Source organism: Lactobacillus sp. ESL0230, assembly GCF_003692805.1.
In the GTDB taxonomy this organism is placed as follows: domain Bacteria; phylum Bacillota; class Bacilli; order Lactobacillales; family Lactobacillaceae; genus Lactobacillus; species Lactobacillus bombicola.
In genome coordinates, this window is sequence record NZ_REHI01000006.1 from 151,231 (window position 1) to 170,544 (window position 19,314).

17 protein-coding genes are annotated in these 19,314 nt (G+C 35.2%); 16 read left to right on the forward strand and 1 reads right to left on the reverse strand.

Features of this window, described 5'->3' with window-relative positions:
• Position 1 precedes the first annotated feature (1 nt).
• The 12 genes from F5ESL0230_RS02595 (at position 2) to F5ESL0230_RS02650 (ending at position 13,355) form a co-directional block, all read left to right on the forward strand.
• Positions 2-394: a DUF1149 family protein gene (locus tag F5ESL0230_RS02595; protein WP_090093051.1), complete on the forward strand. Its 393-nt coding sequence runs from the start codon at positions 2-4 to the stop codon at positions 392-394.
• Between the two features lie 18 nt (positions 395-412).
• Entirely contained in the window at positions 413-2,854 is a 2,442-nt protein-coding gene (locus F5ESL0230_RS02600; protein ID WP_118897964.1) for a DNA translocase FtsK, read from the forward strand.
• Between the two features lie 161 nt (positions 2,855-3,015).
• Positions 3,016-3,744 (forward strand): elongation factor P 5-aminopentanone reductase, encoded by a 729-nt coding sequence (ymfI, locus tag F5ESL0230_RS02605; RefSeq protein WP_122021460.1) that lies wholly within the window; start codon positions 3,016-3,018, stop codon positions 3,742-3,744.
• A gap of 68 nt (positions 3,745-3,812) precedes the next feature.
• Positions 3,813-4,898, forward strand: a complete 1,086-nt coding sequence (locus F5ESL0230_RS02610) for a RodZ family helix-turn-helix domain-containing protein (RefSeq protein ID WP_122021461.1) — start codon at positions 3,813-3,815, stop codon at positions 4,896-4,898.
• 29 nt (positions 4,899-4,927) lie between these two features.
• Positions 4,928-5,488 carry a CDP-diacylglycerol--glycerol-3-phosphate 3-phosphatidyltransferase gene (gene pgsA, locus F5ESL0230_RS02615; RefSeq protein WP_090093058.1) on the forward strand — a complete coding sequence of 187 codons (561 nt, stop codon included), beginning with the start codon at positions 4,928-4,930 and terminating at the stop codon, positions 5,486-5,488.
• A gap of 146 nt (positions 5,489-5,634) precedes the next feature.
• Positions 5,635-6,813: an ABC transporter ATP-binding protein gene (locus F5ESL0230_RS02620; protein ID WP_305020018.1), complete on the forward strand. Its 1,179-nt coding sequence runs from the start codon at positions 5,635-5,637 to the stop codon at positions 6,811-6,813.
• Entirely contained in the window at positions 6,813-7,436 is a 624-nt protein-coding gene (locus F5ESL0230_RS02625; RefSeq protein ID WP_122021462.1) for an ABC transporter permease, read from the forward strand. Before F5ESL0230_RS02620 ends, F5ESL0230_RS02625 begins: the two co-directional genes overlap by 1 nt.
• 12 nt (positions 7,437-7,448) lie before the next feature.
• On the forward strand, positions 7,449-8,378 hold the full coding sequence (locus F5ESL0230_RS02630) for a glycine betaine ABC transporter substrate-binding protein (protein WP_122021463.1): 930 nt from the start codon (positions 7,449-7,451) through the stop codon (positions 8,376-8,378).
• Positions 8,371-9,030 (forward strand): ABC transporter permease, encoded by a 660-nt coding sequence (locus F5ESL0230_RS02635; protein WP_122021464.1) that lies wholly within the window; start codon positions 8,371-8,373, stop codon positions 9,028-9,030. Before F5ESL0230_RS02630 ends, F5ESL0230_RS02635 begins: the two co-directional genes overlap by 8 nt.
• Before the next feature lie 151 nt (positions 9,031-9,181).
• On the forward strand, positions 9,182-10,294 hold the full coding sequence (recA, locus tag F5ESL0230_RS02640) for a recombinase RecA (RefSeq protein ID WP_118896757.1): 1,113 nt from the start codon (positions 9,182-9,184) through the stop codon (positions 10,292-10,294).
• Between the two features lie 130 nt (positions 10,295-10,424).
• Positions 10,425-12,056, forward strand: a complete 1,632-nt coding sequence (gene rny / locus F5ESL0230_RS02645; protein WP_122021465.1) for a ribonuclease Y — start codon at positions 10,425-10,427, stop codon at positions 12,054-12,056.
• 144 nt (positions 12,057-12,200) lie between these two features.
• The gene (locus tag F5ESL0230_RS02650; RefSeq protein WP_122021466.1) at positions 12,201-13,355 is read left to right on the forward strand and encodes a glycosyltransferase family 4 protein; all 1,155 of its coding nucleotides are present in this window, start codon (positions 12,201-12,203) and stop codon (positions 13,353-13,355) included.
• 56 nt (positions 13,356-13,411) lie between these two features.
• On the opposite strand, the gene F5ESL0230_RS02655 is transcribed toward F5ESL0230_RS02650, so the two are convergent.
• Positions 13,412-14,065 (reverse strand): YigZ family protein, encoded by a 654-nt coding sequence (locus F5ESL0230_RS02655; RefSeq protein ID WP_122021467.1) that lies wholly within the window; start codon positions 14,063-14,065, stop codon positions 13,412-13,414.
• 47 nt (positions 14,066-14,112) lie between these two features.
• On the opposite strand from F5ESL0230_RS02655, the gene F5ESL0230_RS02660 reads away from it, so the two are divergent.
• The 4 genes from F5ESL0230_RS02660 to secA all read left to right on the forward strand — a co-directional run bounded on the left by F5ESL0230_RS02660 (position 14,113) and on the right by secA (position 19,265).
• Positions 14,113-15,393 (forward strand): helicase-related protein, encoded by a 1,281-nt coding sequence (locus tag F5ESL0230_RS02660; protein ID WP_122021468.1) that lies wholly within the window; start codon positions 14,113-14,115, stop codon positions 15,391-15,393.
• Positions 15,390-16,094, forward strand: a complete 705-nt coding sequence (locus F5ESL0230_RS02665) for a ComF family protein (RefSeq protein WP_122021469.1) — start codon at positions 15,390-15,392, stop codon at positions 16,092-16,094. The genes F5ESL0230_RS02660 and F5ESL0230_RS02665 overlap by 4 nt, the downstream gene beginning before the upstream one ends.
• An 82-nt stretch (positions 16,095-16,176) precedes the next feature.
• The gene (gene hpf / locus F5ESL0230_RS02670) at positions 16,177-16,737 is read left to right on the forward strand and encodes a ribosome hibernation-promoting factor, HPF/YfiA family (protein ID WP_122021470.1); all 561 of its coding nucleotides are present in this window, start codon (positions 16,177-16,179) and stop codon (positions 16,735-16,737) included.
• 128 nt (positions 16,738-16,865) lie between these two features.
• Positions 16,866-19,265 carry a preprotein translocase subunit SecA gene (secA, locus tag F5ESL0230_RS02675; protein WP_122021471.1) on the forward strand — a complete coding sequence of 800 codons (2,400 nt, stop codon included), beginning with the start codon at positions 16,866-16,868 and terminating at the stop codon, positions 19,263-19,265.
• The last annotated feature ends 49 nt before the right edge of the window (positions 19,266-19,314 follow it).

Below are 19,314 nucleotides of genomic sequence, written 5' to 3' on the forward strand. Positions count from 1 at the left end.
AATGGATTATAGTAAAGAAACACCAATATTAGTTAAAAATTTTCACTACGATATCAATGAAGAATTACAAACTAAGAACCAAGTAAATTTTGGTTTGAAGGAAGTAGAAAAACAAAATGAGGACGGTTCAGTTGATGAGGGTAGGGAAGGAAAATATTTTGATGTAACTGTCATTTTTGAAGTTGCCCCTGCTCCGGGTCAATTTACTGTTAGTGGGATGATTAGTCAAATTGTCCAAATTAAAGATTATTTTGGTGATGGGAGTGATTTAGCTAAGACAGATTATCAATTGCTAAGTCGACCTTTGATCGAATATATTGAAACACTAACTTATGAAGTTACTCAAATTACACTCGATGAACCAGTTAATTTGAACTTCCAGGCCAATTTTTAATGCTGATTAGGTGAAAAGATGCCTAAGAAAAAAAGAAAAACAACTAAGGCACGTAAGAAGGTCCAGAAAACAGACATGACTTGGGCTATTGTGGGGCTCATTCAGCTGATTATTGCTATTACTGCTTTTACTAAATTTGGTAATTTAGGCAAACAGGTTGCTAATCTTTTTCGTCTATTTGTAGGTGATTCTTATTTACTTATAGCAGGGATATGCATTGTTTTCGGTTTGGTTATGCTGATTTATAATAGGCCAATGCATTTTAAATTTAAAAGAAGTTGTGGCCTGTTTTTAGCAATTCTGGGTTTTTTACTGGTGCAAAGTAGTAATTATTTTGCGCATGAATTGGTCAATAATGCTTTTATGAATGTTTTTTGGTATGAGATGCAGGCAGAGTTTATGCGTGTTTCAATTACCAAATCTGTTGGTGGAGGCATAATTGGAGCAATGTGTTACCAATTTCTTTATCCGCTTTTTGGGCACATTGGAATAAAAATCATTGCAATTTTATTCATTCCAATTGGAATTTTAATGTTTTTTGATATTAAATTTGCGGATATTATCCGAAAGTTTCAGCTTTTTAGTCAACTCTTTATCAGTAAAAATAAAGAAGCAAGTTCTAAAATAAAAAATCAATATAATATTATCCGCACTAAGCAAGTAGAAAGACGAGAAAATAAAAAAGTACAAGATTTAGCCGATCCTTTAGCTGAAGAGCCATTGGAGTTTCCGAATGTGACTGATTTTAATGAGCAAACAGAAAAAAATGATGATAGTCAAAATGACGATGAAACTGAAATAAGTGAATCTTCTGCGACTGCTGAATCAAATTCTGCTATCGAAGAAGAAAAATTTGAACCACCAATTCAAATTGCAAGTGAAAATGATGAAAAGGCAAATTCTCCTCTAGAAGAAACTGATTTGCCGCGACCGCATTCTTTCGTTGCTGAAGATCAGAAATTACAACAAGAAATAAGCAATGTTGAACATGATGCTTCAAGGCAAACTAAGCAAATAAAGCAAAAATACCAAAAGCCACCGCTATCACTACTTGATGCAGTTAAGAATATTGATCAAAGTTCAGATAAAGCATTAATCAGAAAAAATACGCAAACTTTACAGACAACTTTTAAAAGTTTTGGCGTAAATGTAATTATTAAAAAGGCGATTTTGGGCCCTACCATTACCCGATACGAAGTTCAACCAGCGGTGGGAGTAAAAGTAAGTCGTATAGTTAATTTGGCAGATGATTTAGCCTTGGCTCTTGCTGCTAAGGATATTAGAATTGAGGCTCCAATTCCGGGGAAGCCTTTTATTGGTATTGAAGTTCCTAATCGGACTAATAGTGTGGTGGCGTTCAAGGATGTAATGCAAAATCAAGATAAAAAAGCACAAGCAGATCCAATGGAAGTTCCGCTAGGAAAAGATGTTACTGGCCAAATAATTTCGGCTAATTTAGCAAAAATGCCCCATTTATTGATTGCTGGTTCAACTGGATCAGGTAAGTCAGTGGCCATCAATACTATTTTAACTAGCATTTTAATGAAAGCTAATCCGGATCAAGTCAAGCTTATCTTGATTGATCCTAAAATGGTCGAATTATCAGTTTATAGTGGTGTACCTCATTTATCAATTCCGGTTGTAACTGACCCTAAATTAGCGGCCAATGCTCTAAATAAAGCTGTGAAAGAGATGGAGCGGCGTTACAAGTTATTTGCAGCAAGTGGGGCCCGTAATATGGGTGAATTTAACGAAAAGGTTCGTATAAATAATCAAGATAAGGCCAATCCGGTGATGAATCCTTTGCCGTATATCTTAGTTGTTGTGGATGAGTTAAGCGATTTAATGATGGTTGGAGGACATGATGTTGAAGGAGCAATTGTCCGTTTAGGACAGATGGCTAGAGCTGCCGGTATTCATATGATTTTAGCTACGCAGCGTCCCAGTGTTGATGTTATTACTGGACTAATTAAGGCTAATGTACCTTCACGAATTTCTTTTGCTGTCTCCAGTGGGATAGATTCGCGAACAATTCTCGATCAAACTGGAGCTGATAAATTGCTAGGGCGAGGCGATATGCTGTATATGCCAGTAGGAGCTGCTAAACCTGAAAGAATTCAGGGAGCATATGTATCTTCGCATGAAGTAGAAAAAGTGATTGCTTGGGTTAAGGAGCAACAGCAACCTGAATATGATCAAGAACTAATCCCTAAAAAAGGAGAAGAAACGACCGAAAATGCTGCTGACGAACCGGTAGATGAATTATACGATCAAGCAGTTGACATGGTTCAGCGGCAACAAGCGGCCAGTGTATCAATGTTACAAAGACGTTTTCGAATCGGATATAATCGAGCAGCACGAATTGTGGACGAAATGGAAGCAAGAGGAGTAGTCGGTCCATCAGAAGGATCTAAACCACGTCAGGTACTTGTTAAACCTACAAAAGATCAAACAAAATAGTAATTTTTAAGAAAGTTTAGCATGTAACAATTTTGCTTAGTTTTATTTAAATTCATGGTAAAATTAAAGATGTTGTGTGCAATTATAGTAGAAATTTAGCAAGTGCGGTATAATTGCATTGCTGTTTTTGATTGATAGTTTATCAAAAAGGAATGTTTTATTTGAAACGAGCAATCGTATTTGGTGCCACGGGTGGAATTGGACAAGCTATTTGTGCTGACTTAGCTAATAGCGGCTGGTCACTTTATCTTCACTATAATCAAGATGAGCAAAAAGCATCTAATATGGTGCAAAGATATAGTCGGATTTATCCTCAACAAGATTTTATTCCAATCAAATTGAGTTTTTTGACAGATAATAAAGGCTTGATGGAGTTTGTTAATAGTTTATTACCTATTAATGCTGTTGTTTTTTCTCAGGGTATTACGGATTACACTTTTCTGAGCGACCAAGATCTGAATAAAATTGATCAACTTGTACAAGTTAATTTGAACACACCAATTAAATTGACAAGTCTACTTGAATCATTACTGATAAAAAATGATTTTAGTCGTATTGTATATCTTGGTTCTGTTTATGGTGGAAATGGTAGTGCACTAGAAGCAGTATATAGTTCAACTAAAGCTGGATTGTCGCGTTTTGCACAAAGTTATGCGCGAGAAGTGGCATCAGCAAATTTGACAGTTAATGTTATTGCTCCTGGGGCAGTAGATACAAAGATGAATGCGTTACTTTCATCTGAAACTATGGTAGAAGTTAAGGAAGAAATTCCGTTGGGTCGCTTAGCAAAGGGTACGGATATTTCTTACTGGGTCAGAACCTTGCTTGATCCGAATGCGAATTATTTGACGGGACAAACAATTTATGTCAGTGGAGGCTGGCTTATATAAATAAAAATTAATAGTTAGTAGTATATGTTATACTCAATGTATAAAATAAAGAATTTAAAGAGGTAACTATGGCGGATATCGGAGACAAATTACGCAGTGCCAGAGAGGCAAAAGGACTTTCAATTGAAGATGTTGAAAAAGCAACTAAGATTCAAGGTAGATATCTGACGGCAATTGAGCAAAATGATTTTGATAAGCTACCAGGTGACTTTTATGTACGCGCTTTTATTAGACAATATGCTCAAGTAGTCGGATTAGATGGTAAAGAATTACTTAATGAATATCACCAAGAAATACCACAAGCTGAACCTGATGAGTATGTTGAAGAATCTATCGATAATAAAAGTGAAGAAGTAAGTAAGACTACTAACAGTAAAAAAAAGCTCTGGAAAGATTATCTTCCGCGAATTATTATTATTTTAGGAATCGTAGTAGTTGTGCTAGTGTGTTATATGGTATATGCCCACTTTTCATCAGCAGGAAATCAGAATAATAATTCTGCTAGCGATGTATCGGTTTCATCAGAAAATACTAGCAGACCAAAAAAAGTTAAAAAGGCTAAACCCAACCTAGTCAAAGTTAGGGAATTAGCTGTAAATCAATATGAAATTACTGGTTTAAAGAAGAATCGTAATATAGTAGTTCGAGCAGGTGATCAAGTAACAACGATTTCGGTTGCAATGAATGGTGTGAATCAAGGAGCCCAGACCTTGACTGCGGGGCAAAAACATACAGTGCGTATACCTGAAAGTGCCCAAACAGTAGTTGTTACTTTTAGCAATGCGCTTGGAACGACCGTTTCAGTTGGTGGCAAAAAAGTACCTTATAATGGCCAAAGTGCAGGGCTATCACTAACCTTATTTATTGGTAAGCATCACCAAGTTCAAAGAAATGGTGAGGTAAATCAAAATAACAATACAGGGAATGCTAATACTGGTACTACCCAAAACCAGCGTACTGAAACTGAGCAAAATCAAGACCACCATCAGACCAATAATACTGAAAATAACAGCACCACTAACAATAATCAATCTACTGGACAGCAAACTAACGGTCAGGTAAACCATGATAATCAAACCGATACTACTGATCATCATCAAGCTAATAATAACTCAAGCAGTTCGTCTGATAACCAAGGTGGCAGCAGTAACTAATTACTGTATTTTAGGAGGAAAATTTAAGAATGAATTTACCCAATAAGTTGACGGTGTTTAGAATATTTCTAATACCGGTATTTATGTTAATTGTTATCTTTGGCGGAGATGCAAGTTTTAAAGTAGCAGGTAGTACTGTTTACTGGAATTTAGTTATTGCAGCGATAGTTTTTGCAGTAGCATCAGCTACTGACTGGTTTGACGGTCATCTTGCTCGCTCACGCAATTTAGTGACCAATTTTGGTAAATTTGCGGATCCATTAGCAGATAAGATGTTAACTATGACTGCTTTTGTTATGTTAATTTCATTAAAATTAGCACCAGCTTGGATTGTGGCAATTATTGTCTGTCGTGAGTTAGCAGTTACTGGGTTACGGCTGATTTTAGCTGAAAATAAAGGTCAAGTAATGGCAGCTGAGATGCCGGGAAAGATTAAGACAACTTGTCAGATGCTGTCGATTATTTTCTTATTAATTGGTGATATTTATCATATTGGAACAGTTTTACTCTATCTTGCTTTGATTTTTACAATATATTCTGGCTATGATTATTTTCGTAGTTCTTGGAATATCTTCAAAGGTTCAATGTAGTTTTAAATATTTAAAAACACTAACAATGTTAGTGTTTTTTATTTTAGTTTTATAATTTAAAAAATATGTAATAGTATATTATTGCCCGTCTTTAATTATGTTGATAGGATTGAACTATAATACTATTGAAAAAAGGGGGAAATATTATGGTAAAAAATATACCGATGGTTGAATTTAAGAATGTAACAAAGCTATATCCTAAAATGAGCAAACCAGCTGTTGACAACATTAACTTCAAAATAAATAAGGGTGAATTTTGCTGTCTAATTGGAACCTCTGGCTCGGGTAAAACAACACTAATGCGAATGATTAATCGGATGAATAGTGTAACTAAGGGAAAGGTTTTAATTAAAGGAAAAAATGTTAAAGAATTTAATCCTGTTTTTTTAAGACGACATATTGGATATGTGATTCAGAGTAATGGCTTAATGCCTCATATGACGATTCGACAAAATATTGCTCTGGTACCAAAATTATTAAAATGGCCAAAGGAAAAAATAGCGGTTGCTGTAAATAAGTTAATAGAATTAGCTCAGTTACCTAAATCATATTTAGATCGCTATCCTAATGAATTATCTGGTGGTCAGCAGCAGCGAGTAGGTGTCATTAGAGCTTTAGCTGCAAATCAAAACTTGATTTTAATGGATGAGCCATTTGGTGCATTAGATCCGATTACGCGTGAAAGTTTGCAGACTTTAGTGAAAAATTTACAATCCAAGTTAGGTAAAACAATAGTGTTTGTTACACATGATATGGATGAAGCCCTAAAGCTTGCTACTAAAATAGTTGTTTTACACGGGGGTCATTTAATTCAGGTTGGCTCACCAGATGAAATTTTGCACTATCCAAAAAATAAATTTGTAGAGAATTTGATTGGTGAAAAGCGCCTTTCTGAAGCAAAATATGAAACTGTTAAAGTAAAAAACGTGATGCTCACTGATCCCGTCAAAATTAATCAAACGGCTTCTTTAACGGCTGCATTAGCAATGATGAAGGAACATCGAGTTGATACGCTGTTAGTTGTTGATCTCGAAAATCACTTTAAAGGATATATTTCAATTAATGAGTTACAGAAAAAATATAACCACGCTAATAAGATTAGTGAAATTTTATTAACTAAAATTCCAGTCCTAAGACCAGATGAATATTTACGTGATAATTTTAGTCGAATTTTAAGCCGCGCTGGACAATATATTCCGGTTGTTGACGATAATGAAAGATTAGTAGGTATAGTAACTCGTTCTAGCCTGGTTAATGTGATTTATGAAAAAATATGGGGCGATAAAACAGCTTTAATTGAAAAATCAGAAAAAGAGGTAAAATAATGGTTGCTTTTTTAACTCAACATGGATTAGAGTTAATTGTTAAAACTTGGCAGCAAATTTATATAGCGATTATTTCATTATCCTTAGGAATTATTGTAGCAATTCCTTTAAGCGTTTTTTTACTAAAAATTCCACGAATTGCGAAAATAATAATTTCGATTACGAGCATTTTGCAAACTATTCCAGCTCTTGCATTATTAGCAATGATGATTCCATTATTTGGAGTAGGACGTTTGCCAGCAATTATTGCACTTTTTTTGTATAGTTTAATGCCAATTTTGCGTAATACTTATGTGGGACTAACTAATGTGGATACTAATATTATCGATTCTGCTCGTGGTCTTGGCATGACCAAAATACAATTAATTACTAAAGTAAGGCTCCCTTTAGCAATGCCAGTAATTATGGCTGGAATTCGTTTAGCTGCAATTTATATAATTGCTTGGGCAACATTGGCTTCCTATATTGGAGCTGGAGGATTAGGCGATTTTATTTTTAGTGGACTTAGTCTTTATCAACCTGATTTAATTCTTGGTGGAACCCTCCCAGTAATTGCTTTAGCATTATTAACAGATTTTTTACTTGGTTTACTAGAGAAAAAAATTATTCCTAAAGGTATATAGGGAGGCTTAGTAATGAAAAGACGAGCAAAAATATTAATTTCTACCATTACATTTATGACTATGATAGCTACTTGTGCGTGTGGATTAGTTGATAATCAACCTAGTAGTGATCAGATTAGAGTAACTGCCTTAACAACAACTGAATCTCAAATTGTCGCTAACATAATTGTTCAATTAATTGAACATGAAACGCCATATCGCGCTTCCATTGTTAATAATTTAGGTTCAGCCCCAATGCAGCACCAAGCATTGTATCGTCATGATGCTGACATCCAAGCGGTTGCCTATGATGGGGGTGAATTGACTGCTAATTTACATCTAGCTCCAATTAAAAATGCAAAAAGGGCCAATCAGACAGTGCGGAGTGAGGCGAAAAAAAGGTGGGATCAAACATATCTTCCCACTTATGGCTTTGCCAATAATTATGCCTTTATGGTAAAAAAAAGTGCACAAAAAAAATATAATTTATATAAAATTTCTGACTTAAAACAATGGCAAAATAAATTTTCATTTGGAGTTGCTTCGGAATGGATTAATGCACCAGGAGTTGGTTATAGGCAGTTTAAGCAAGCGTATCATATGGCTTTTACCAAAATTGAGCCAATGAATATTGGTCTGGTTTATTCCGCCCTAAAAAGTGGTAAAGTGAATGTGATTTTAGGTTATTCTACGGATGGGCGAATTGATAGCTATCGATTAAAATTATTAAAGGATAATAAGCATTTTTTTCCGCCATATAATTGCGGCATGTTAATTAATAATTATTTATTACGTAATCATCCCGACCTTAAGCCTCTTTTGATGAGATTAGTGGGGAATATTAGTATTCATGACATACGAAGAATGAATTTTGAAGTAGATGATAGATTACTAGAACCCTCTACCGTGGCGCATCAATTTTTGGTAAAACATAATTTTTTTAGGGGTAAAAATAATGGCTAATTTAACTTTATGGCAACAATTTATTTATTATTATCAACATAATGGCAATTATATACTTAGTCAATTTAATCGTACTTTTTTAATGTCAGTTTATGGTGTATTGTTTGCAGCAATTATTGGTATTCCGCTGGGAATTGTGATTGCTCGTAATACACATTTGGGAAGTTTTGTGCTTGAATTTGCTAATTTCATTCAGACAATCCCCTCACTTGCTCTTTTGTCAATCGTAATGATTGGAATGGGTTTAGGAGTAAAAACAGTTGTTTTTACTGTTACGCTATATTCATTGTTACCAATTATTAAAAATACATATACTGGCATGTGCAGTGTTGATAAAAATATTATTGATTCAGGTAAAGGTATGGGAATGACTAAGCTGCAATTACTTTATTTGGTTCGGTTACCTTTATCAATTTCAGTAATTGTAGCTGGTTTAAAAAATGCTTTAGTAATAGCAATTGGAATTACTTCAATTGGTTCTTTTGTTGGTGCCGGCGGATTAGGCGATATTATTATTCGCGGTACTAATGCAACTAGCGGCAACGCAATAATTTTAGCTGGGGCGTTTCCCACTGCATTAATGGCAGTATTAGTTGATCTATTGCTTAACTTGGTCCAAAATTGGGTACAACCTAAAGGATTAAAAAAATAAATCAAAAAATATGGGTTATTTTTGCATATATATTAGTAGGGCTTAAGCTTATTTAAACATTTGTTCGCTATATTTCTTGCAAATATATCTTCAAGCAACGTATAATTAATGAGTATAAACTGGTGATTATTATTTTAGAGGAGGAAAAGTCTTGCCCAAAGATGAAAAGCAGGCAGCATTGGAAAATGCGCTTAAAAAAATAGAAAAGAACTTCGGTAAGGGCGCTGTTATGCGCATGGGCGATAAAGCAGATACTAAAATTTCAACGATTCCATCTGGTTCACTTGCACTTGACTCAGCTTTAGGGGTCGGGGGCTATCCACGGGGAAGAATTGTTGAAATTTATGGTCCTGAATCTTCTGGTAAGACCACGGTTGCTTTACATGCTGTAGCTGAAGTACAAAAGCGTGGTGGTACGGCTGCTTACATTGATGCTGAAAATGCAATGGATCCAGCATATGCAGAAGCCTTAGGGGTTGATGTGGATTCACTCATTTTATCGCAGCCTAATACTGGTGAAGAAGGATTACAAATTGCGGATACACTAATTACAAGTGGTGCAATTGATATTTTAATTGTCGACTCTGTAGCTGCTCTAGTTCCCCAAGCTGAAATTGACGGAGAAATGGGTGATAGTCATGTGGGGTTACAAGCACGTTTAATGAGTCAGGCTTTGCGTAAGCTTTCTGGAAATATTAACAAGACAAAGACAATTGCCATTTTTATTAATCAAATTAGAGAAAAAGTTGGCATTATGTTTGGTAATCCGGAAACGACTCCAGGTGGGCGCGCACTTAAGTTTTATGCGACAATCCGTTTAGAAATTAGACGTGCAGAAAAAATTAAGCAGACTGGTGGCGAAATAACGGGAAATCGTGTAAAAATTAAAGTTGTTAAAAACAAAGTTGCACCGCCTTTTAAAGTTGCGGAAGTAGATATGATGTATGGCAAAGGTATTTCCCAAAGTGGTGAATTGCTAGATATGGCAGCTGATAAAGATATTATTGCGAAAGCTGGCTCTTGGTATTCATACAAAGATGAACGTATTGGTCAGGGGCGTGAAAATGCAAAGCAATATTTAGAAGATCATCCAGAAATATACGCTGAAGTTCAAAAGGAAGTTCGTCATATTTATGGTATTGATGAAGAAGCCATTTCTGAACGTGAAGATCCAGAAAATGCTAAAGCTAAAAAAGCTAAGGCAACCAAACCAGAAACTAAAACGACTTCTGCTGAAAAAGAAGTAGATGACAAAAGTAACTAGAATTGAAGAAATTAACCTTGATCTATAAATTTTGGTCAAGGTTTTTTTTAGTTGATTGACATAAGTGATTAGGTTATTTATCATTAAGTTTGTGTGAATAATCTAAAAATAAAAAAAGGCGATAGTAATCATGATAAAAACAATTTTGGTTCCCATCGCGATTGCTATTATTTCAATTTTACTAGGTTTAATTATTGGCTATTATTTCAGAAAAAATATTTGGGAAAAGAAAGCTCAAAATGCCAAAAAGAATGCTGATAATATTTTAGCTGAAGCAAAGTCTCAAGTGGCAGCTACCCAAGCTGAAATAAGTTTTCAAAAGCAAGCTGCTGAAACTTTAAAGCAGAGTGCACTAAATATTAAAAAAGAAAAAATTCTTGAAGCGCAAGAGCAAATTCAAACTTATCGACAAAAGGTTGAAGATGAATTAAATGTTAAGCGCGATTTGGTTGCACGCGATACTAATCGTTTAAAGCAACAAGAAGATACTTTTGAACATAAAAACTCTTTATTGACGGAAAAGGAAGCCGAATTAACTGAAAAAGAAAATCACTTTCGTAAGCAAGAACTAGAGCTAAAGAAAAATATAAAGGTTGTAACTGACTTAGTCGATCAAACTAAGGAAAAGCTGTACGAGGTTGCTCAACTGAGTAAAGATCAAGCACAGAAGTTAGTTTTGACCCAATTATCTGATGAACTAGTTAAGGAACGGGCAGAAATGATCAAGGATAGTAATGAAGAAATTCGGGTTAAAGCTGATCATTATGCCCGTAAAATTATTATTGATGCAATTCAAAGTAGTTCGGCTGAAACTGTTGCTGAAACAACAGTTTCAGTAGTTAATTTGCCTAATGAGGAAATGAAGGGAAGAATTATTGGTCGAGAAGGTCGGAATATTCGCTCCTTTGAAGCTCTAACTGGAGTTGATTTAATAATTGATGATACTCCTAAAGTAGTCACTTTGAGTGGCTTTGACGCGATTCGACGTGAAATTGCTAAACGAGCAATGGAACGGCTGGTTAAGGATGGTCGTATTCATCCAGCTCGAATTGAAGAGATGGTTGATAAAGCACGCAAAGAAGTCAATGATGACATTTATGAAGCTGGTGAAAGCGCATTAATGGAGCTAGGGATTCATCGAATGAATCCTGAACTTGTTAAAATTCTTGGTCGCCTTAAATATCGAACGTCCTATGGCCAGAATGTTTTAGGGCATTCAATTGAAGTGGCTAAATTAGCTGGAGCAATGGCGGCTGAGCTTGGTTTAAATGAAAAATTAGCAGTTCGCGCGGGATTATTACACGATATAGGAAAAGCCATCGATCATGATATTGAAGGTTCACACGTTGAAATTGGTGTAGAATTAACTAGAAAATATCATGAATCAGATGTAGTTGTTAATGCAATTGCGGCCCATCACGGTGATGTACCGAAGTTATCATTTGTTGCTGAGCTAGTAGTGGCGGCAGACACGATATCTTCGGCTCGACCTGGGGCAAGAAGTGAAAGTTTAGAAAATTATATAAGAAGATTAACTGAATTAGAACAAATTGCTAAAAGATATGATGGAGTTGATCAAGCTTATGCCATTCAAGCTGGACGAGAAGTTCGCGTGATGGTCAAGCCAGATAAGATTTCAGATGACCGAATTACTGTATTGGCCCATGATATTCGTAAGCAAGTTGAAAAGGAACTTGATTACCCAGGTAATATTAAAATTACGGTTATCCGTGAAAAAAGGGTAGTCGCAGTTGCAAGATAAAAAAGCTGAATTAAAAAATTCAGCTTTTTTGATTTGTGTTTAAATATAGTAAAAAATTCAATTATTAAATAGTAAATTTTGTGATTTGTGGATTTTTGCTTCACCCTGTATAATTAAAGCAATTAATTATGAAAGTAGTCGACTATGTTTAAAATTATTGTTGAATTATTCTTTCTAGTGATTATTCAAGCGTCAATTACACCATTTATTAGGCGTCTTGCCTTTGTTTTGGGGGCGGTTGATAATCCTAATGCTAGAAGAGTTAATAAAAAACCAATGCCAACCCTTGGTGGCTTGGGTATCTTTGTGACCTATAATATTGGTACATTTGTTCTATTGCGAGAGCAGTTTCCCACGCATGAAGCTTTTAGTGTATTGTTAGCTTCTAGTGTAATTGTTTTAACGGGAATTATTGATGATATTCTAGAACTAAAGCCGCGCCAAAAAATGTTTGGCATTTTAATTGGTGCTTTAATTATTTATTTTTTGGCTGACATTAAGATGAATGTACTCAATTTGCCACTCTTGAATAAACAGATTAATTTGGGCTGGTGGAGTTTGCCAATTACAATTTTTTGGATTCTTGCATTGACTAATGCAGTAGATTTAATTGATGGGTTAGATGGCTTAGCTGATGGTGTATCACTAATATCGCTGATTACCATGGGAATTGTTGGTTACTTTTTTCTACATACCAATCAACTTTATATTCCAATTAGTTGTTTTATGCTAGCTGCTTGTTTACTGGGCTTTTTACCATATAATTTTCACCCCGCAAAGATATTTTTGGGTGATACAGGTGCTTTGTATATTGGTTTTATGATTGCTATTTTTTCTTTAAAGGGACTAAAGAATGTTACTTTTATTTCACTCTTAGTACCAGTAACAATTTTAGGTGTGCCAATTACTGATACCATTTATGCAATGATTCGGCGTAAGTTGAATAACCAACCTGTTTCGCAAGCAGATAAGCACCACTTACATCATCAATTAATGAAGATGGGCTTGACTCATCGACAGACAGTTTTAGCAATCTATTCTTTATCATTGATTTTTTCATTTATTTCACTGTTATTCTTGTTATCACCAACCTGGGGGATGTGGTTGTTAATTGCAGGACTAGTTGTTGCATTAGAAGTATTTGTGGAATCGATTGGCCTGCTAGGAGAAAAATATAAGCCCTTATTATGTTTACTTCAAAAACTAATTAGTATGCGCAGTAAAAATGATCCAACAGTTGAAGTATGGCATTTAGGTCAAGAAAAACCAGAACAATTAAAAAATAAGAAGCATGATTGACCGAGTTGAATTCAATAAAAAAGCCATGGAAATAGTTTGATTTCCATGGCTTTTAATTATTGTGAATGATAATTATGTTCGGTAATAGGAACTTCGATATAACGTTTTTCGCCTAGGTTGAACGTGATTTGTCCAGCTAAAAGATTGGTTAGGTTATTTTCAACAGCAGTTCGTACTTTTTCGTCGACAAAAATTTGAATATTTACATCTACTCCATAATCAGTATTGGCAATAAAAATTTGTTCATTAGTTAAAAAATGTTGTACCTCATCAAATTTATTATATGCAACATGAAAATCGACTTTTTGCTGTTGCATGCGTTTAACCACTCCAATTGTTTTAGCCGCTTCAGTCACGCTATTTGAATAAGCACGAATTAGTCCACCAGTACCAAGTTTAATTCCACCAAAATAACGTGTCACTACAGCAGTTACATTTTTTAGATTCATCAATTGCAGTGCTTTTAATTCCGGAACTCCTGCTGTTCCAGCAGGTTCGCCGTTATCACTAGCTTTGACATGATCTTCTACGACATAAGCATAGGTATTGTGGGTTGCATCTCGGTATTTTTTAGTAATAGCCGCAATTGCTTGGTCAGCTTCAACTATTGTATTAGTTCGTACTAAGGTGGTAATAAAACGACTTTTCTTAATTATTAGTTCATTTGTACCATTATTCTTAATAGTTAAATAATTTTTTTCTTGCATCAAAAGAATTCACCTTCGTTTTACGTACTTATAGATTGGAGGGAAAGTAGATGGAAAATTTAACTAGCCTCATCGGCCGCCAATGGATTGGTAGTCAAGAGGATTTTAGCATAAATACCGATTTAACAAAAGTAAGTGCGATTGAAGATAGTCATTGCAAGCGGTGTGGGGCAATGGTTAATGCCAAATTGCCAAACGGTAAGCGGTATTGTCGTTCATGTATTGAACTGGGACGAATTGTTGAAGGTGACATTTTGATTCGGAATGAACAAGAAGTTGCTTTTCCCAAAGATAAACGCCAATTAACATGGAATGGTAAGTTAACGCCTTTGCAAGAAAAAATTTCGCAAAAATTAGTTGAAAATTTCATAAATAAGAAAAATACTTTGGTCTACGCGGTGACAGGGGCGGGTAAAACAGAAATGCTTTTTGCCTTGATAAATCAAAGCTTAAGTTGGGGTCAACGCTGTTGTATTGCTAGTCCTAGAATCGATGTTGTTAATGAATTATACCCGCGTTTTAAAGCGGCTTTTAATAAAACTAAAATTGGTAAATATCACGGTCAAGAATATATTGATCCAAGGCTTGATCAATTAACAATTTGTACTACACATCAATTATTAAAATTTTATCATGCATTTGATCTGTTAGTAATTGATGAGACTGATTCTTTTCCGTATGTTGAAAATAATACTTTGCATTTTGCGGCTAAGAATGCATTAAAAATAGCTGGTGTTCAAGTTTATCTAACAGCTACGCCAACTAAAGATTTATTAGCAGATGTTAAAGTAGGAAAAATCGAAATTTTACAGTTAAAGCGGCGGTTTCATGGTGGCAAGTTACCTTTACCAAAAGAGAAAATGTTTTTACGGCCCTTTTTAAGTAAGGGCAAAATTCATCCTAAGTTACTAAAGGAGATTATTGCTGTAACTAAAAAAGGACATCCGCTTTTACTTTTCGTACCGCGAATTGAACAAATCTCTTTGTATTTGTCAGCTCTTAAGCAAGTTGAACAACTTAGGCAAATAAAAATAGCTGGTGTTTATGCTGGCGATAAAGAGCGTCTAGAAAAAGTACAGCAATTTCGCAATCAAAAATTGCAAATTCTAGTAACAACGACAATCTTAGAGCGGGGAGTAACGTTTAAGCATGTTTGGGTGATTATTGTTCAAGCAGATGATAAAATTTATACCGCTTCGAGCTTAGTTCAGATTGCGGGAAGAGTGGGACGGGCTAAAAATGATACTGATGGGTTAGTGTTATTTTGCTATCACAAGTATACAAACCAGTTACGGAAAGCATCACAGCAGATTAAGGAACTTAATAGATGAAAAAATGTTTACTATGTAATCAAATGTTTGCGCCTATTTTGTCGTTAAATCAGCTTCTTTCTTGGCGAAAATGGCATGAAGAACAGCTATGTCATCATTGTTTAGCCCAATTTGAATTTTTACCTGCAATTAGCTGCAAAATTTGCTCGGGTAAATTACTACAAGACGCTGATAAGCAAAGTTTGATTTGTTCAGATTGCCGCCGTTGGCAAAAAATCTATGGTAACAATGTACTCTATCATCAAGCGGTTTATCTATATAATCAGGCATTTCACGATTTAATGGTCAATTATAAACGTTATGGAGATTATGTTTTATGTTATGTTTTACAAGATTTATGCTATAAAAATTTAGCTAAAATAAAGGCTGACTACTATGTACCAATCCCCACATCTGCTAGCCACATAGCTGAGAGGCAATTTGACACAGTTAGTGCAATTTATGGTGATTTAGTTAATTTAACTACTATTTTGGGTAAAATTGATGGGCAACAAGCACAAGGTGAAAAAAGTAGAAAAGAGCGCTTGCAAAGTAAACAAAGCTTTTTTATAAAAGCTAAATATAATATTGACTTAAATATGAAAAAAGTTTTGCTTTTGGATGATATTTATACTACGGGCAGGACCTTGTATCATGCACGGGATGCGGTTTTGGCGACCTTCCCTAGGGCTAAAATAAGTAGCTTTTCAGTTTGCAGATAGAATAATATTGTTCAGCGCTTTCAATTTTTGTTATAATGTAAGTATCGTAAGGCTGCATAAGCAGTTGAAAGGAGAATCTCATATGTTAAAGTATAATGTTCGTGGTGAAAATATTGAGGTAACCGATGCTTTGCGTAGTTACGTTGAGAAGCGCTTAAAAAAATTAGAAAAATATTTTGATATGACTCAAGAGATGGTTGCTCATGTAAACTTAAAGGTGTATCGTGATCGGACTGCCAAAGTTGAAATTACTATTCCACTGCCATACTTAGTATTGAGAGCAGAAAAGACAACTGATGACATGTATCGTAGCATCGACTTTGTCTCTGAAAAACTGGAAAGACAGATTAGAAAATACAAAACACGTGTAAACCGTAAGGGGCGCGAAAAGGGTGTGGATAATTTCTTCGTTGAACAAGTGGTAGATGAAGATGTAAATGAAGAAATTCAGGATACTGATAGTGGGTTTACCATTGTGCGTAATAAGCAGATTGGTTTAAAGCCAATGAATCCTGAAGAAGCTATTTTACAAATGAATATGCTAGAACATGATTTCTTTGTCTTTCAAGACGCTGAAACAAATGGAACCAGTATTGTTTATCGCAGGAATGATGGTCAATATGGTTTAATTGAAACTAAATAAAATAGTGTATTTGAATGAGGACCCCACATTTAATGTGAGGTTTTTATTTGGTTAATTTTTCATTTAGCGCTAATCATGTTAAAATTAGCATGTGTTTTTATACTTAAGTACATATAAGGATCGATTAAATGGTAAACGTTTTAAAGAAACTATACAATAACGATAAAAGAGAACTAAAAAGATTTGAAAAAATAGCAAATCAAGTTGAAAGTTATGCTGACAAATATGATCAACTTACTGATGATCAACTAAAAGCAAAAACTCCAGAATTTCGTGAACGGCTAGCTAAAGGTGAAAGCTTAGATGATCTTTTACCCGAAGCTTTTGCAGTAGCGCGTGAAGGAGCCAAAAGGGTACTGGGACTATTCCCATTTCATGTCCAAATTTTGGGTGGAATTGCATTACACTTTGGTAATATTGCGGAAATGATGACCGGTGAAGGTAAGACTTTAACTGCCACAATGCCTGTATATTTGAATGCTTTAACAAGTAAAGGTGTTCATGTTGTCACAGTTAATGAATATCTTTCGAGCCGTGATCAAGAAGAAATGGGTCAGCTTTATAAGTGGTTAGGTTTGACTGTTGGCTTGAATCTTAATTCAATGTCACCTGACGAAAAAAGAGAAGCATATAACTGTGATGTTACTTATTCAACTAATGCTGAATTAGGCTTTGACTATTTGCGGGATAACATGGTTGTCTATAAGGAACAAATGGTGCAGCGAGAACTTAACTATGCCATTATTGATGAGGTCGATTCCATCCTAATTGATGAGGCAAGGACGCCACTAATTATTTCAGGTGAAGCAGAACAGGCTAATGGTGATTATATTCGGGCTGATCGTTTTGTTAAGACTTTGAAAGAAGATACTAGTGGCGATGATGCGGATGACGATGAGGATCATGGCGATTACAAGATTGATTGGCCTACTAAGACGATTTCTTTAACTAGAACTGGTATTCAGAAGGCTTGTGATCACTTTGGCTTGAAGAACTTGTATGATGTAGAAAATCAAAAATTAGTTCACCATTTGGACCAAGCTTTACGCGCTAATTACATCATGCTTAAAGATATTGATTATGTTGTTCAAGATGGGGAAGTTTTAATTGTTGATTCTTTCACTGGTCGGGTTATGAGTGGTCGGCGCTATTCTGATGGTCTGCACCAAGCAATTGAAGCAAAAGAAAACGTTAAAATTCAAGAAGAATCAAAGACGCAGGCGACAATTACTTACCAGAACTTCTTTAGAATGTATAAGAAACTATCTGGTATGACTGGTACCGCTAAAACAGAGGAAGAAGAATTTCGTGAAATATACAATATGCAGGCGATTACGATTCCAACTAACCGACCTAAAATTCGTCAAGACAAGTCTGATATCCTATACCCAACTTTAACTTCAAAACTAGCTGCAGTAGTGGAAGAAATTAAAGAACGTCATGCAAAAGGTCAACCCGTGTTAGTTGGTACAGTTGCTGTTGAAAGTTCAGAGCGGTTGAGTCAGCTACTAAAAGAAGCAGGTATTCCACATGCTGTTTTGAATGCTAAGAATCATGCTAAAGAAGCCCAAATTATCATGAATGCAGGTCAACGCGGTGCTGTAACTATTGCTACTAATATGGCTGGTCGTGGGACTGACATTAAACTTGGACCTGGAGTAAAAGAGCTCGGTGGACTAGCAGTGATTGGTACTGAGCGGCATGAATCACGGCGAATCGATAATCAACTTCGTGGGCGTGCTGGTCGGCAAGGGGATCCAGGTGTTACCCGTTTTTACCTTTCACTTGAAGATGATTTAATGAAACGCTTTGGTGGTGATCGGGTTAAGGACTTTTTGGATCGACTATCTGACAATGATGATGAAAAAGTGATTGAAAGTCGCTTAATCACGCGCCAAGTTGAATCTGCTCAAAAACGAGTAGAAGGTAATAACTATGATACCCGTAAACAAACATTACAGTATGATGATGTTATGCGAATTCAACGTGAAATTATTTATGGTGAAAGAATGCGAGTTATTGATGAAGATAATTCACTTAACTTTGTTTTAATACCGATGATTAAGCGTACAATTGATAGTCAAGTTGATATGTTTACTCAAGGAGATCGTAGTAAATGGCGGCTTGATTCATTGCGGGACTTCATTAGTTCAAGTTTGTTAAGAGAAGATGAAGTAGATAAAATCAACTTCAAGACGATTACAGTTCCTGAATTAAAGCAAAAATTATATGATGCTGTAGAAGCTAATTATAATGAAAAGTCGCAAGCATTGGCTGACCCATCTGAGATGCTCGAATTTGAAAAAGTTGTTATTTTGCGAGTGGTTGATGACCGCTGGACAGATCATATTGATGCAATGGATCAATTGCGGCAGTCGATTAGCTTGCGTGGTTATGGTCAACTTAATCCACTTGTTGAATATCAAGATTCTGGTTACAGTATGTTTGAAGAAATGATTTCAAATATTGAATTTGATGTAACTCGCTTATTTATGAAGGCTGAAATCAGACAAAATCTTAGTCGGTAAAAGTTAAGATTGAAGAGAAAGTTACAGCTTTCTCTTTTTTACTATAAAT